The following is a 16857-nucleotide window of genomic DNA, read 5'->3' on the forward strand; positions in this document are numbered from 1 at the left end:
GGGCGGCGATCAAATCGTCACCGCTGCATTGCCCCTAAACGCGACGGCCGCCTCATCGGAGGCGGCCGTTTTGTTTCAGCCTCAGCTGTTGTTGTGATCGACCTTGATGGTCGGGTCGCTGCCGGCGATCAGGTTGTGCAGGTTGGCGCTCGACCAGTTGTTGCCTTCCAGTTTGATCGTCACATCCGGGGTTGCCGCAGCGGCATCGGCGGAGTTGAACTTGCCGCCGGAACTGACTTGCAGCGACGACGTGCCATCGACCGTGGTGATCTTGAGGAAGTTGTCGATGGTGCTGCCGGTTTCGCCTTGCAGCAGATCGCGCAAATCAATGCGGTCGCCTTCGCTGGCTTTGAAATCCTTGATCACATCGCTGCCGGTGTCGCCCGACTTCCAGACGAAGGTGTCGCCACCAGAACCACCGATGAGGATGTCATTGCCCTGACCACCGATCAGCGTGTCGTTGCCGGAACCGCCAAGCAGGATGTCATTGCCTTTGCCGCCATCGAGCAAGTCTTTGCCGCCCGAGCCGAACAGGATGTCGTTGCCCGCACCACCGAGCAGCGAGTCGTCGCCATCGTGTGCGCCGGACACATCGAACGCCTGATAGTGCTCGGTGATGTATTGGTGCACATTGCTGGTGCTGACTTTGCTGACATCGACGCCGGTTTCCTTGGCGACGAACGCCTGCATCGCTTGATAACCCTCGCCGGCAATGCCGTTGAAGCTGACCAGATCGCCGAACAGAATGTCATTGCCGTCGCCACCGTTGACGGTGTCGTTACCTGGCATCGTCGCTTCGGTGTGACCGATGATCGAGTTGGCCAGATCCTTCGGATCGATGTTGGTTTGCGGCGTTTTATCCGAATCGTACGGCTTGAGGTCGTTGAGGCTGACCCCACTGTTCAGGCCGATAGCTTCTACATTCGACAGACCACTGAGCAAGGCGAAGCTGCTGGTGGAGTTGTCGGTGGTGTACCAGTCAGTGCTGTTGCCGCTACCGTTGAGGCTCGACAATTCGTAGGTACCATCGCCTTGGGCGTGAACGGTGCCCAGATTGCTCGTGGTCCAGCCATAACGATTGGTGTAGGTCTGCAGCTGCGCAAAACCGTTGGCATTGATGCTCAGGTAATGCGTGTTATCGATATACGTGCCGAAGCTGTCGCCCAGCTTGTAGTTGCTGGTGGTGATCACGCTGTCGAATTTCACCGTCCCGTACAGCGTCGGGTTGGTCTGTTCGCCGCTCTGGTAATAGGTCGGCTGACCATCGGTGATGAAGTACGTCAGGTTCTTGGCCCCGGTGTTAGCCACGGCGTCGGCGCTCTGGAACCAGTTGGCCGTGGTCTTGAACACGTCCTCGTAGTTGGTGCCGCCGCCGGAGCCCATCGAGTTCAGCACCGCTTTGAGCAAGGTCAGCGCATTCGGGTCGTTGAGGTTCACCGACACCGACTTGTTGACCTGGGTATCGAAGTCCACCAGGAATATGTTCACCGTGCCCGAGGTGCTGCCGCCCAGACTTTGCTTGAGGCTGTTGAACACCGAAGTCAGCGAGTCTTTCGCGGCGTTCAGCGACGAGGTGCTCATGCTGCCCGAGCTGTCGACCATGAATGCGATGTTGTAGTTGGTGCCCGGCACCACGGTCAGGCCGCCGATGTCTGCGACGATGATGTCGTTGGCGTCGGTGCCGATGACATCATCGTCACCCGAGGTGGCGGTGACGGCGTTGTAAACCGCCGGCACTACCGTGACCGGAATGGTCGCGGTGCTGCTGGCCGAACCGCCGACCTGCTCAGTGGCGGTCGAAGTCACGGTCAGGTTGAACTGGCCGTTGTAATAAGGCGGTGGTGTGACGGTCAGGCTGCCAAGGCTCCAGCCCGTAACGTTGGCTTCGCCATTGCTCGCGGTAACGGTGAAGGTATGCCCCGCGCCATCGCTGAGCACCGAACCGACCGGAGCGCCGCTGATCTTCACGCTCAAGGTTTCCGAGCCGTCGGTATCGCTCAGCGCGGTAGTGACCGCCGACAGTTTCACGGTGGTGCCTTCGGCGCCGGTGTTGAGCTTGTAGCCGTCGTAGTAGCCTTCGCCGTTGGTGCCGTGCAGATCGGAAACAGTCACGCCCGAGTTCACCAGATCCTGCACGCCGGTGTAGATCGGCACGCCAGCGCTGCTCAGGTCGATCGGCGTGCTGCCGTTGACCGACAGGTTGACGTCGTAGCTGCCCGGGCCGCTCTGGTTGTGGTGGTAAATGTCGAGGGTGTAATAGCCGCTGGTGGTCGGTGTGAACGAACCGTTGATCGCACCGCCTGCGCCCCAGGTGCCCGAAGCCACGTTCTTGCCACCGATGGTGATCAGCAGGCTGTCATCGGCAACGCCGCTGAAGCTGTAGGTTTGCCGGCTTCCAGATACATCAGGCCGGAAGTTTTCGAAGCTGTGCCGGCGGCAACGCTGCCGTCAGACTGCACGTTGGTGACGTTGCTGCTGGAGTTCGGTTTGCCGCCAGCGTCGATGACATTTTTCAATGTCGTCGAATCCGCGCCATTGCCGTTGGTGCCCAGCCCCGACAGACCGGTCCAGACTTCCTTGATCAGCCCGGTGGATTTCACGCTGTTGTCGGCCACGCTCACGCTCGGCGCATCCGCCACTGGCGTGATATCGATTTTGATCGTGCCGGTGCTGCCCAGTGCCTGACCGTCGGTAGGCTGGAATTTGATCTGTGCGTAGTCCGCCTGATTGTTGCCCAGGCCGGTGCCACCGTAACCGTTGGCGCCCGACTCGTTGGCATCCGGCAGAAAGCGCAGCTTGCCAGCGTCGATGTCGGCCTTGCTGAAGGTCTGGTTGGTGGCGACGTCTTTCCAGGTCGAGCCATCCAGATACTGCAGTTTGCCTTCGCCCGGCAGCTGGGTGATTTTGACCCCGAGGCTGCTCGCCGGGCTGTCGACATCGCTGACGCCAAAGGTCGACCAGCCGAGGACCAGCGGTGTGTCTTCGGTGCCAGTGACATTGCTCGGCGCGGCAAACGGTGCATCATTAATCCCCACTACGTTGACCGTTGTGGTCGCGGTATTGGAGTAGTTGCCGCCGTCGGTCACGGTCACGGTGATGATGCGCGGTACGGTGCTCGGGTCGTCACTGCTGTTGGTGAAGCTGATGTTCTTGATGGCCTGCATGTAGTCGGCCAGGGTGGCGTTGCCTGACAGCGTCAGGGTCACCGTGCCGTTGGTGCTGTTGGGAATGATGCTGATGCCGTTGACGCTGTTGCCCAGGTTCAGCGCATCGCCGTCCTGACGGTTGGTCAGTACAACGGTCGCGCCGGTCAGCATGGTGCTGTCCGGATCAGTGATTTTGAGATCCGTGTCGGCAATCGACACGCCGGCACCCGGGGTATTTTCGGTGAACGTCACCTTGTAATCGGCACCCGTCGCGCCGCTGGAATTGTTGGCATCCAGATCCAGCACGGGCGGTGCATCGTTGTCGATGATGGAGGTGCTGACGCTGCCATTGGTGCCGCTGACTGCGAGGTTCTCGAAGTTGCCGCCGGTGGCCGAATCGATCTTGACCACGAAGTTCTCGGTGCCTTCGGTGATCTTGTCATCGAGGGTGGCGACGTTGAACTGCGCGCTGCTGGCGCCCGCCGGAATTTTCACGGTGTACACGCCAGTGAAGTCCGAACCGTCAGCGGCAGTGCCGCTGTAGACGATTTTCAGGGTCACTTCGGTTTGCGCCGGGTGATTCAGGCTGACGGTGTAGCTGGCGGTCTGGCCTTCGGTCACCGAGCTGCTGCCGGTGATGCTGACGGTGGTGGTATCGACGGTATCCGTAACGCTAGTCACCGCTGGCGTGGTGCTTGGCACCAGATTTTCGAAGTTGCCGCCGGTGGCGCTGGTGATCGTGGCCTGTACGGTGCCGGCGTCTTTATAAACGTCGTCCGATGGCGCAGGAACGGTGGCGCTCCCGCTGGTTTTACCAGCCTCGATGGTGATCACGGCGCCGTTGCTCAGGGTCACGGTGACCGGCGAGCCGGCCGGATTGGTGAGCGTGGCGGTGTACGTGATCTGGCCACCTTCAGCTACCGAGTTGCTGGCGCTCAGCGACAGATTGGTGGTGTCGACGGTGTCGGTGACAGTGGTGCTGACCGGAGTCTTGTCGGCGACCAGATTTTCGAAATTACCGCCGCTGACATTGGTGATCGCGTTGGTGATTGGCGCGTGACCGGCCAGCGCATCGTTCGATGCGATGACGGTTGCGGTGCCGGTGGTTTGGCCAACGGCGATAGTGATGTTTTGACCATTGGCCAGAGTCACGACAACAGGCGAACCAGTCACCGGCGCACCAACGGTGGCGGTGTAAGTCACAGTGCCGCCTTCCGCCACCGACGTATCAGCGGTCAGTTTGACGGTGGAGGTGTCGATGGTGTCGGTGACTTGGGTGACCGCTGGCGCTGTGCTCGGAACGAGATTTTCGAAATTACCACCGGTGGCGCTAGTGATGGTTGCCTGCACGGAACCGGCGTCTTTGTAGACGTCATCTTTCGGTGCATCGACGGTTGCGGTGCCGGTGGTTTCGCCTGCTTTGATGGTGATGACAGCACCGTTCGACAGGGTGACGGTCACTGGAGTGCCAGCGGCGTTAGTCAGCGTCGCGGTGTAAGTGATCTGGCCACCCTCAGCCACAGAGCCGGTCGCGCTCAGTGACAGGTTGGTGGTGTCGACGGTGTCAGTCACGGTAGTGCTGACCGGAGTCTTGTCGGCGATCAGGTTTTCGAAATTACCGCCGCTGACATTGGTGATCGCGGTGGTAATCGGCGCATGACCGGCCAGCGCATCGTTCGATGCGATGACGGTTGCGGTGCCGGTGGTTTGGCCAACGGCGATAGTGATGTTCTGACCATTGGCCAACGTCACGACCACTGGCGAACCAGTCACCGGCGCACCGACCGTGGCGGTGTAAGTCACGGTACCGCCTTCAGCCACGGACGTATCGGCAGTCAGTTTGACGGTCGAAGTATCGATGGTGTCGGTGACTTGAGTGACCGCTGGCGTGGTGCTCGGTACCAGGTTCTCGAAGTTGCCACCGGTGGCGCTGGTGATCGTCGCCTGCACAGAACCGGCGTCTTTGTAGACGTCATCTTTCGGCGCATCGACGGTCACGTTGCCGGTGGTTTCACCTGCCTTGATGGTGATCACCGCGCCGTTCGACAGGGTGACGGTCACTGGAGTGCCAGCGGCGTTGGTCAACGTTGCGGTGTAAACAATCGAGCCACCTTCAGCCACAGAACCGGTCGCGCTCAGCGACAGGTTGGTGGTGTCGACGGTGTCGGAAACCTGAGTGACCGCTGGCACCTTGCTTGGTACCAGGTTCTCGAAGTTGCCACCGGTAGCGCTGGTGATGGTTGCCTGGACGGAGCCGGCATCTTTGTAGACGTCATCTTTCGGTGCGTCGACGGTTGCAGTGCCGGTGGTTTCGCCTGCTTTGATGGTGATGACAGCACCGTTCGACAGGGTGACGGTCACCGGTGTGCCAGCAGCGTTGGTCAGGGTTGCGGTGTAGGTGATCTGGCCACCTTCAGCCACAGAACCCGTCGCGGTCAGCGACAGATTGGTGGTGTCGACGGTGTCGGTGACGGCGGTGCTGACCTCAGTTTTGTCAGCGACCAGATTTTCGAAATTACCGCCGCTGACATTGGTGATCGCGGTAGTAATTGGCGCGTGACCGGCCAGCGCATCGTTCGATGCGATGACGGTTGCGGTGCCGGTGGTTTGGCCAACGGCGATAGTGATGTTTTGACCATTGGCCAGAGTCACGACAACAGGCGAACCAGTCACCGGCGCACCAACGGTGGCGGTGTAAGTCACAGTGCCGCCTTCCGCCACCGACGTATCAGCGGTCAGTTTGACGGTGGAGGTGTCGATGGTGTCGGTGACTTGGGTGACCGCTGGCGCTGTGCTCGGAACGAGATTTTCGAAATTACCACCGGTGGCGCTAGTGATGGTTGCCTGCACGGAACCGGCGTCTTTGTAGACGTCATCTTTCGGTGCATCGACGGTTGCGGTGCCGGTGGTTTCGCCTGCTTTGATGGTGATGACAGCACCGTTCGACAGGGTGACGGTCACTGGAGTGCCAGCGGCGTTAGTCAGCGTCGCGGTGTAAGTGATCTGGCCACCCTCAGCCACAGAACCGGTCGCGCTCAGCGTCAGATTGGTGGTGTCGACAGTGTCGGTGACGGTGGTGCTGACCTCAGTTTTGTCGGCGACCAAGTTTTCGAAATTACCGCCGCTGACATTGGTGATCGCAGTGGTAATTGGCGCATGACCGGCCAGCGCATCGTTCGACGCGATGACGGTTGCGGTGCCGGTAGTTTGGCCAACGGCGATAGTGATGTTTTGACCGTTGGCCAATGTCACGACCACTGGCGAACCAGTCACCGGCGCACCAACGGTGGCGGTGTAAGTCACAGTGCCGCCTTCAGCCACCGACGTATCGGCAGTCAGTTTGACCGTCGAGGTGTCGATGGTGTCGGTAACTTGGGTGACCGCTGGCGTAGTGCTCGGTACCAGATTTTCGAAGTTACCGCCGGTTGCGCTAGTGATGGTTGCCTGCACAGAACCGGCGTCTTTGTAGACGTCATTTGTCGGTGCATCGACGGTCACGTTGCCGCTGGTTTCACCTGCTTTGATGGTGATCACGGCTCCGTTCGACAGGGTGACGGTCACTGGAGTACCAGCGGCGTTGGTCAACGTTGCGGTGTAAACAATCGAACCACCTTCAGCCACAGAACCCGTCGCGGTCAGCGACAGGTTGGTGGTGTCGACGGTGTCGGTGACGGTGGTGCTGACCTCAGTTTTGTCAGCGATCAGGTTTTCGAAGTTGCCGCCGCTGACGTTGGTGATCGCAGTGGTAATTGGCGCATGACCGGCCAGCGCATCGTTCGATGCGATGACGGTTGCGGTGCCGGTAGTCTTGCCGACTTCGATGGTGATGGCCTGGCCGTTGGCCAGAGTCACGACAACAGGCGAACCGGTAACCGGCGCACCAACGGTTGCGGTGTACGTCACGGTACCGCCTTCAGCGACGGACGTATCGGCGGTCAGTTTGACGGTGGAGGTGTCGATGGTGTCGGTGACTTGAGTGACCGCTGGCGTGGTGCTCGGTACCAGATTTTCGAAGTTACCGCCGGTAGCGCTGGTGATGGTTGCCTGGACAGAGCCGGCGTCTTTGTAGACGTCATCTTTCGGTGCGTCGACGGTTGCAGTGCCGGTGGTTTCGCCTGCTTTGATGGTGATGACAGCACCGTTCGACAGGGTGACGGTCACTGGAGTGCCAGCGGCGTTAGTCAACGTTGCGGTGTAAACAATCGAGCCACCTTCAGCCACGGAACCTGTCGCGCTAAGCGTCAGATTGGTGGTGTCGACGGTGTCGGTGACGGTGGTGCTGACCTCAGTTTTGTCAGCGACCAGGTTTTCGAAGTTGCCGCCGCTGACATTGGTGATCGCGGTAGTAATCGGCGCATGACCGGCCAGCGCATCGTTCGATGCGATGACGGTTGTGGTGCCGGTAGTCTTACCGACTTCGATGGTGATGGCCTGGCCGTTGGCCAGAGTCACGACAACAGGCGAACCGGTAACCGGCGCACCAACGGTTGCGGTGTAAGTCACGGTGCCGCCTTCAGCAACCGACGTATCGGCAGTCAGTTTGACCGTCGAGGTGTCGATGGTGTCGGTGACTTGAGTGACCGCTGGCGTGGTGCTCGGTACCAAGTTCTCGAAGTTGCCACCGGTAGCGCTGGTGATCGTTGCCTGCACGGAACCGGCGTCTTTGTAGACGTCATCTTTCGGTGCGTCGACGGTTGCGGTGCCGGTGGTTTCGCCTGCTTTGATGGTGATGACAGCGCCGTTCGACAGGGTGACGGTCACTGGTGTGCCCGCGGCGTTAGTCAACGTTGCGGTGTAAGTGATCTGGCCACCTTCAGCGACGGAGCCGGTAGCGCTCAGCGACAGGTTGGTGATGTCGACGGTGTCGGTGACGGTGGTGCTGACCTCAGTTTTGTCAGCGACCAGGTTTTCGAAATTGCCACCGCTGACATTGGTGATCGCGGTGGTAATCGGCGCATGACCGGCCAGCGCATCGTTCGATGCGATGACGGTTGCGGTGCCGGTGGTTTGACCGACTGCGATGGTGATGTTCTGACCATTGGCCAACGTCACGACCACTGGCGAACCGGTCACCGGCGCACCAACGGTGGCGGTGTAAGTCACGGTGCCGCCTTCCGCCACCGACGTATCAGCGGTCAGTTTGACCGTCGAGGTGTCGATGGTGTCTGTGACGGCGGTCACGGCTGGCGCGGTGCTTGGCACCAGATTCTCAAAGTTGCCACCGCTGGCATCCTTGATGGTCACTTCGATTTCGCCGGCGTCTTTGTAGACGTCATCTTTCGGTGCATCGACGGTGACGGTGCCGGTGGTTTTACCCGCTTCGATGGTAATAACCGCGCCATTGCTCAGGTTCACGGTCACTGGCGAACCAGCGGCGTTAGTCAGGGTCGCGGTGTAGGTGATCTGGCCACCTTCAGCCACAGAACCAGTCGCGCTCAGTGACAGATTGGTGGTGTCGGCCACATCGGTAACGGTGGTCGAAACCGGAGTTTTGTCCGCAACCAGATCTTCGAAATTACCGCCGCTCACGGCTGTGATCGAGTTGGTCAGCGGTGCGTTGCCGGTCAGGGCATCGTTAGGCGCGGTGTAGGTGATGGAGCCGGTAGTCTTGCCGACTTCGATGGTGATGCTCTGACCATTGGCCAAGGCTACGACAACCGGCGAACCGGTAACCGGCGCGCCAACTGTGGCGGTGTAGGTGACGGTGCCACCTTCAGCCACGGAAGTGTCGGCGGTGAGTTTGACCGTCGAGGTGTCGATGGTGTCGGTGACATTGGTCACCGCTGGAACCGCGCTTGGCACGAGGTTTTCGAAGTTGCCGCCGGTCGCATTCTCGATGGTCACTTCGACTTTGCCGGCGTCTTTGTAGACGTCATCTTTCGGTGCGTCGACGGTCACGTTACCGCTGGTTTCGCCAGCTTTGATGGTGATCACGGCGCCATTCGATAGGGTCACGGTCACCGGTGTGCCGGCCGGGTTGGTCAGCGTCGCGGTGTAGGTGATCTGGCCGCCCTCGGCGACGGAGTCGCTCGCCGTCAGGTTCAGATTGGTGGTGTCGTTGGTATCGGCAACCACGGTGTCGGCGGACTTGCCGTCGACCACGAGTTTTTCGTAGTTGCCACCCGTGGCGCCATCGATGGTCACGCTCAACGAGCTGCCGCCAGCCAACGGGCTGTTCGGCGCGACGTAGTTGACGCTGCCGGTGGTTTCACCGACGGCGATGGTGATGGACTGACCGTTGGACAGGTTTACGATCACCGGCGAGCCAGTTACCGGCGAGCCAGTTACCGGCGCGCTTACGGTCGCTGTGTAGACCACGGTTTCGCCTTCAGCGACGTTCGCGGTGGCGCTCAGCGATACGGTGGAGCTGTCGATGGTGTCGTTGACCGTGGTCACGGCCGGTGCCGAGCTGGTAACCAGGTTTTCGAAGTCGCCGCCAGTCGCATTCTTGATGGTGGCTTCAACGCTGCCGGCGTCTTTGTAGACGTCATCCTTGGGCGCGTCGACGGTCACGGTGCCAGTGGTTTTACCGGCGTCAATGGTGATTGTCGCGCCGTTGCTCAGGGTCACGGTCACCGGGCTGCCGGCGGCGTTGGTCAGGGTCGCGGTGTAGGTGATAAGGCCACCCTCGCTCACCGAACCGGTGGCGCTGAGCGACAGATTGGTGGTGTCGACGGTGTCGGTCACGAGGGTGCTGACAGGGGTTTTGTCGGCGACCAGATTTTCAAAGTTGCCGCCGCTGACGTTGGTAATCGAATTGCTCAACGGCGCATGGCCGGCGAGGACATCGTTCGGCGCCATGGTGCTCACGCTGCCGCTGGTCTTGCCGACTTCGATGGTGATGTTCTGGCCGTTGGCCAAAGTCACGACGACAGGCGAGCCGGTAACCGGTGCGCCGACCGTGGCGGTATAGGTGACAGTGCCACCCTCGGCCGCCGTTTCGGTGGCGGTCAGTTTTACCGTCGAGGTATCGACGGTATCGGTGACATCGGTAACCGCCGGCGCGGTGCTCGGCACCAGGTTTTCGAAGTTGCCGCCGGTAGCATCCTTGATCGTGACTTCAACTTTGCCGGCATCTTTATAGACATCATCGGCAGGTGCCGGAACGGTGACGGTGCCGGTGGTTTTGCCGGCCGCGATGATGATCACCGCGTCGTTGCTCAGATTCACGGTCACTGGCGTGCCGGCCGGATTGCTGAGGGTCGCGGTGTAAACGATCGAACCGCCCTCGGCCACGGAGCCGGTCGCGCTGAGCGACAGATTGGTGGCGTCGACGGTATCGGTCACCGACGTTACCGCCGGGGTTTGGTCGGCCACCAGATTTTCATAGTTACCACCGCTGGCGCCGTCAATCTTCACGCTCAGGGTGTTGCCGCCGGCCTGAGCATCATTCGGCGCAGTGAAGTTGACGCTGGCGCTGCTGGAGCCGACCGGAATGGTGATGGTCTGGCCGTTGGACAAAGTCACCACAACTGGCGAACCGCTGACCGGTGCGGTCACGGACGCGGTGTACACGACCACGCCGCCTTCGACCGCGCTGGCGCTAGCGGTCAGCGAAACGGTGCTGTTGTCGATAGTGTCGGTAACGTTGGTGAAGGCCGGGGTCTTGTCGACCACCAGGTTCTCAAAGTTGCCGCCGCTGGTTTTGGTGATGCTCGCATCGACCTTTCCGGCGTCCTTGTATACGTCGTCGCCAGGTGCGGCGACGGTTGCGGTGCCGGTGCTGGCACCTTTGGCGATGTTGATCACCGCGCCGTTGCTCAAGGTCACGGTCATGGCCGTGCCGGCCGGATTGCTCAGGGTCGCGGTGTAGACAATCGAACCGCCCTCGGCCACGGAGCCGGTGGCGCTCAGGCTGATGTTGGTGGTGTCGACCGCGTCGGTGACTTTGGTCACGACGGCGGAACGATCCGCTTCGACCTTCTCGAAATCGCCGCCGCTGTGGCTGGCGATTGCGGTCCGCACGTTGCTGCCGTCAACGTATGGCGTGTTGGCAGGTGCAGGGAAATTCACCGAACCGCTGGTAGCGCCGGCGGCGATGTTGATCACCGCGCCGTTGGCCAGGGTCACCGTCATGGCGCTGCCGGCCGGGTTGCTCAAGGTCGCGGTGTAGGTGATCTGGCCACCCTCGCTGACGGTGTCGCTGGCAGTCAAGGTCAGCGCGGTTTTGTCGACAGTGTCGTTGACCGTCGTACTGATCGGGGTTTTGCTCACGTCGAGTTTTTCGAAGTTGCCACCGCTGGCATCGGTCATCGTTACGGTGAGCTTGCTGACGTCTTTGTAGACGTCATCGCTCGGCGCGGCGATGGTTACCGAGCCGCTGGTTTTGCCGGCTTCGATAGTGATGGTCTCGCCGTTGCTCAGTTTGACGGTTACCGGCGTCTGCGCGGCGTTGGTCAGGGTGGCGGTGTAGGTGATCGAAGTGCCTTCGAGCACGTAGCTTTCCGCGCTGAGCGTCAGGTGCGTGGTGTTGACGGTGTCGGCAACGTTAGTCACCGCTGGCGTCGGATTGGGCACCAGGTTCTCAAAGTTGCCGCCGGTCGCGTCCTTGATGGTTACTTCAACCTTGCCGGCGTCCTTGTAGACGTCATCGGCAGGCGCAGGAACGGTCACGGTGCCGGTGGTTTTGCCGGCTTCGATGGTGATTGTCGAGCCGTTGCTCAGATTCACGGTTACCGGGGTGCCGGCCGGGTTGCTCAGGGTCGCGGTGTAAGTGATCTGCCCGCCTTCGTTGACGTTGCCGGTGGCGGTCAGAGCGACGCTGGTGGTATCGACGTTGTCGGTGACAGTGGTGCTGACCGGAGTCTTGTCAGCGACCAGGTTTTCATAATTGCCGCCACTGACGTTGGTGATCGAATTGGTCAGCGGTGCGTGACCGATCTGGACGTCATTCGATACGGTGGCGGTAACACTGCCGGCAGTCTGGCCGACGGCGATGGTGATGTTCTGGCCGTTGGCCAATGTCACGACGACAGGCGAGCCGGTGACTGGCGCGCCGACGGTGGCGGTGTAGGTCACGGTGCCGCCTTCAGCGACCGAGGTGTCTGCGGTCAATTTGACCGTCGAGGTATCGACAGTGTCGGTGACTTGCGTGACCGCTGGCGTGGTGCTCGAGACCAGATTCTCGAAATTGCCACCGGCGGCGCTGCTGATCGTTGCCTGAACGGCGCCGGCGTCTTTGTAGACGTCATCAGACGGTGCCGCAACGGTTGCGGTGCCGCTGGTTTCACCCGCCTTGATGGTGATGACGGCGCCGTTCGACAAGGTCACTGTTACAGGCGAGCCTGCGGCGTTGCTCAAGGTCGCGGTGTACGTAATCTGGCCACCTTCAGCCACGGAACCGGTCGCACTCAGCGACAGATTGGTGGTGTCGGCAACGTCGGTGACATTGGTCGAAACTGCAGTTTTGTCCGCAACCAGATTTTCGTAATTGCCGCCGGTTACGCCAGTGATGGAATTGGTCAGCGGCGCGTTGCCGGTCAAAGCGTCGTTCGGTGCGGTGTAGGTGACGGAGCCAGTGGTCTGGCCGACGGCGATGGTGATGTTCTGGCCGTTGGCCAAGGTCACGACAACAGGCGAATCGGTCACTGGCGCGCCGACAGTGGCAGTGTAAGTGACGGTGCCACCTTCAGCGACCGAGGTGTCAGCGGTCAGTTTCACTGTCGATGTGTCGACGGTATCAGTGACGTCGGTTACCGCCGGGGTGGCGCTCGGCACCAGGTTTTCGAAGTTGCCGCCGGTGGCGTCCTTGATGCTGACTTCCACTTTGCCGGCGTCTTTGTAGACGTCGTCCTTCGGCGCATCGACGGTCACGGTGCCGGTGGTTTTACCCGCTTCAATGGTGATGACCGAGCCGTTGCTCAGGTTCACGGTAACCGGCGCGCCGGCCGGATTGCTCAAGGTTGCGGTGTAGGTGATCTGCCCACCTTCGGCCACGGTGCCGGTCGCGGACAGAGACAGGCTGGTGGTGTCGGCGACATCGGTGACGTTGGTGGAGACGGGCGTTTTATCGGCGACCAGATTCTCGTAATTACCGCCGCTGACGTTGGTGATCGAGTTGGTCAACGGCGCATTGCCGGCCAGGGCATCGTTCGGTGCGGTGGTGGTGATGCTGCCGGCAGTCTGGCCGACAGCGATGGTGATGCTTTGACCGTTGGCCAGCGTCACGACCACAGGCGAACCAGTGACTGGCGCGCCCACAGTGGCGGTATAAGTAACGGTGCCGCCTTCGGCGACTGAGGTGTCCGCGGTCAGTTTCACTGTCGACGTGTCGACGGTGTCAGTGATTTCGGTCACCGCTGGGGTAGTGCTCGGCACCAGGTTCTCGAAATTGCCACCGGAGGCGTCCTTGATCGTCACCTCAACTTGGCCGGCATCTTTATAGACGTCATCAGCCGGCGCCGGAACAGTTACGGTGCCGGTGGTCTTGCCTGCGTCGATGGTGATGACCGAGCCGTTGCTCAGGTTCACGGTCACTGGCGTGCCTGCCGGATTGGTGAGGGTCGCGGTGTAAACAATCGAACCACCTTCGGCCACGGAGCCAGTGGCGCTGAGGGTCAGGCCAGTGTTATCGACCGAGTCGGTGATCGTGGTCACCGCTGGCGTCGTGCTCGGCACCAGATTTTCGAAGTTGCCGCCGGTTGCGCCAGTGATCGTGGTGCTGACGGTGCTGCCATTGTTGTAGACGTCGTTGGCCGCTGTCGACACGTTGACGGTGCCGACAGTTTCGCCAGCCGCAATGGTGATGGTCGAGCCGTTGGACAGGGTGACGGTCACCGGCGTCTGCGCCGGGTTGGTCAGGGTCGCGGTGTAGGTGATCTGGCCGCCTTCAACGATGTTGTTGGTCGCGGTCAAGGTCAGGCCAGTGTTATCGACCGAGTCGGTGATCGTGGTCACCGCTGGCGTCGTGCTCGGCACCAGATTTTCGAAGTTGCCGCCGGTTGCGCCAGTGATGGTCGTGCTGACGGTGCTGCCATTGTTGTAAACGTCGTTGGCCGCTGTCGGAACGTTGACGGTGCCGGTGGTTTGGCCTGCACCGATGGTGATGGTCGAGCCGTTGGACAGGGTGACGGTTACCGGCGTCTGCGCCGGGTTGGTCAGGGTCGCGGTGTAGGTGATCTGGCCGCCTTCGGTGACGCTTTGGCCTGCCGTCAGGGTGACGGTGGTGGTGTCGACGGTGTCGGTGACCTGAGTCGTGGCCGGGAGCGTCGGCGGGGTCACGGTGATGCCGTTGCCTCCGGAGGTACCGGTGACGGTCACGTCGATCTGGGTCGGGTCGTTATAGACAGTATCGTTCGGCGCCATCGGCACGTTCACGGTGCCTGTGGTGGAACCGGCCGGGATCACGATCACCGCGCCGTTCGACAGGGTGATGGTCAGGTCGGTCAGCGGCGCCTGAGTCAGGGTCGCGGTGTAGACCAACACGCCGCCGGCTTCGGTGATGGTCGGCGTGGCGCTGAGGCTCAGAGTCGAATCACGCAAAGCGTTAGTAGTGGGGTCGGTAGTCTGTCCAGCAGTGATGTCCTGCGCAGCCTGACCTGCAGAGTTAATGCCCGCAGTCGGGAAACCGATCGTCGGGTCAACGCGCCCGGCAGTGGCGTCGAGCATCACAAAACTATGGCCGCCGCCCGCCGCACCGCCAGTGCCTGCGGCGCTTGGGCCGGCAGCGGTGGCTTCAAGGGCGGTAGTCGGGTCGACACCGGCAGCGATGGCTTGCTGCAGTTCTTCAACCGACGGCGCAGCTTGCGCAGTAGCTTCGGCCAGGTCAGTGCTGGAGTCAGGGGAATTGGCGCTCCACTGGGTCTCGCGGCCGAGGTCGAGCGTGCGGCCATCGGCCAATTCAAGCGAGACGGCACCGGAAAGACCGGTATCGATCTGATCGCCTACATAAAGGCGATCGCCTTCAACGAGTACGCGACGCACGCCCTCTGGGGACACCACGAAAACCTGACCGACAATGCTTTTGACGATGGCCACAACACTGCTCATTGAAGACTCTCCGGGGTGTCGCATTCAGTTGACTTCCATGGACCTGACGGGCGTCGGTGCCACTTCAGTCTGGACGTGTTTCGATAAAAGGGATAACTTGTTGATGCTACAATTCGTCAATAATTTGACTAGATATTTTCGCGATTAACTTAATGCCAAACTATTGACCTTATGGGAGCCATCCTAAACAATCGCCCCACTAATGTCACATTGATATTTCCGCGGCGACCTGTCCTTCAGCGTGTCATCCAGTTCCTCTTTTGAACTTTCCGACATACGGTCATTCGGGTTGCCTCCATCCGACGCAGCGCCACGTTTTGCTGTGATTCAAGACAAGAAGTACTGGGAAAATTCCAACCATGCGTTCGCCTTTGTTGCTGGCTGTACCCTTCGTTCTCGCCGCCAGTTTTGTACAAGCACAATCCTTACCAGAAGCCATGCAACAGGCGATGGACGTCCATCCGGAGATTCAAGCCGGCGTGAACAGTCGAATCGCGGCGGACTATCAATTGCGCGCGGCGAAGGGCGGTTACCTGCCGAAGGTCGATTTGCTGGGCGGTTATGGCCGGGAAGGAACGGACAGCGTGACCACGAGGGCGAACGGCGGGAATGGCAATCATTGGGAGACCTTGAACCGCAGCGAGTCAAGTTTACGTCTTTCGCAAATGGTTTTTGACGGTTTTGCGACGTCGAATGAAGTTGCGCGTCAACAAGCCAACGTCAGCTCCCGTGCTTATTCGTTGCTCGGCACTTCCGAGCGCACCGCGCTGACCGTCGCTCAGGTGTATCTGGATGTACTCACCCGTCGCGAGTTCGTGCGCCTGGCCGAAGAAAACCTGAAAAGCCACCAACGTATTTACGACCAGATTCAGCTGCGTACCCAGCGTGGCGTCGGCAGCGGTGCGGATCTCGATCAGGCCGAAGCGCGGATGGCTCAGGCCCGCAACAACCTGATCACCGAGCAGACCAACCTCGCCGACGCGGAAACCAATTTCCTCAGCGCCGTTGGCCAGATGCCTGACCAGCTGGAGCGCCCGGCGCCGTTCATGGCGATGATGCCGGCCAATCTCAATGAAGCCCGTGCGCAGATGCTGGAAAACAGCCCGATCCTGCGTTCGGCCGAGTCGGATATCGCCGCTGCCGAGAACCAGTACGCCACCGCCAAATCGACCTTCTATCCGCGTTTCGACGCCGAACTGGGCCGCACCGCCGATAACGATCTCGATGGGCAGAACGGCCATAACAACGAATGGCAGGCCATGCTGCGCATGCGCTTCAACCTCTATTCGGGCGGCAGCAACAAGGCTGATCTGGAATCCAAGTCGTACTTGGCCAATCAGGCACTGGACATCCGCAACAACGCCCTGCGTCAGTTGAATGAAGAGCTCGGCCTGGCCTGGAACGCCCTGAACAACGCCAATGCCCAGGTGCCGATCGCCCAGCAATATGTCGATCACAGCACCTCGGTGCGTACCGCGTATCAGCGTCAATTCAGCCTCGGCGAACGCACCCTGCTGGACTTGCTCGACAGCGAAAACGAGCTGTTCACCGCGTCGCGGCGTCTGGCGGAAATCAAGAACATTCAGTTATTTACTCAGTACCGAATCAAGGCGACCATGGGCGAATTGCTCAAAAGCCAGGGAGTGGTCGCACCGTTGGCATCCGTTGTGCAGAACGACGTAAAGCCCAAGGTCCAGCTGCCTGGGATGAATTGAGTTATCCC

General features: G+C 60.6%; 1 protein-coding gene and 1 pseudogene. One reads left to right on the forward strand and one right to left on the reverse strand.

Annotation, left to right across the window (positions count from 1 at the left end):
* Positions 1-81: 81 nt before the first annotated feature.
* A pseudogene (locus EL257_RS00745) lies at positions 82-15134 on the reverse strand (LapA family giant adhesin).
* A gap of 359 nt (positions 15135-15493) precedes the next feature.
* On the opposite strand from EL257_RS00745, the gene EL257_RS00750 reads away from it, so the two are divergent.
* A complete protein-coding gene (locus EL257_RS00750; protein ID WP_126358936.1) occupies positions 15494-16849 on the forward strand; it encodes a TolC family outer membrane protein in 1356 nt (451 codons plus the stop codon).
* The last annotated feature ends 8 nt before the right edge of the window (positions 16850-16857 follow it).

Source organism: Pseudomonas fluorescens (assembly GCF_900636825.1).
GTDB lineage: Bacteria > Pseudomonadota > Gammaproteobacteria > Pseudomonadales > Pseudomonadaceae > Aquipseudomonas > Aquipseudomonas fluorescens_BG.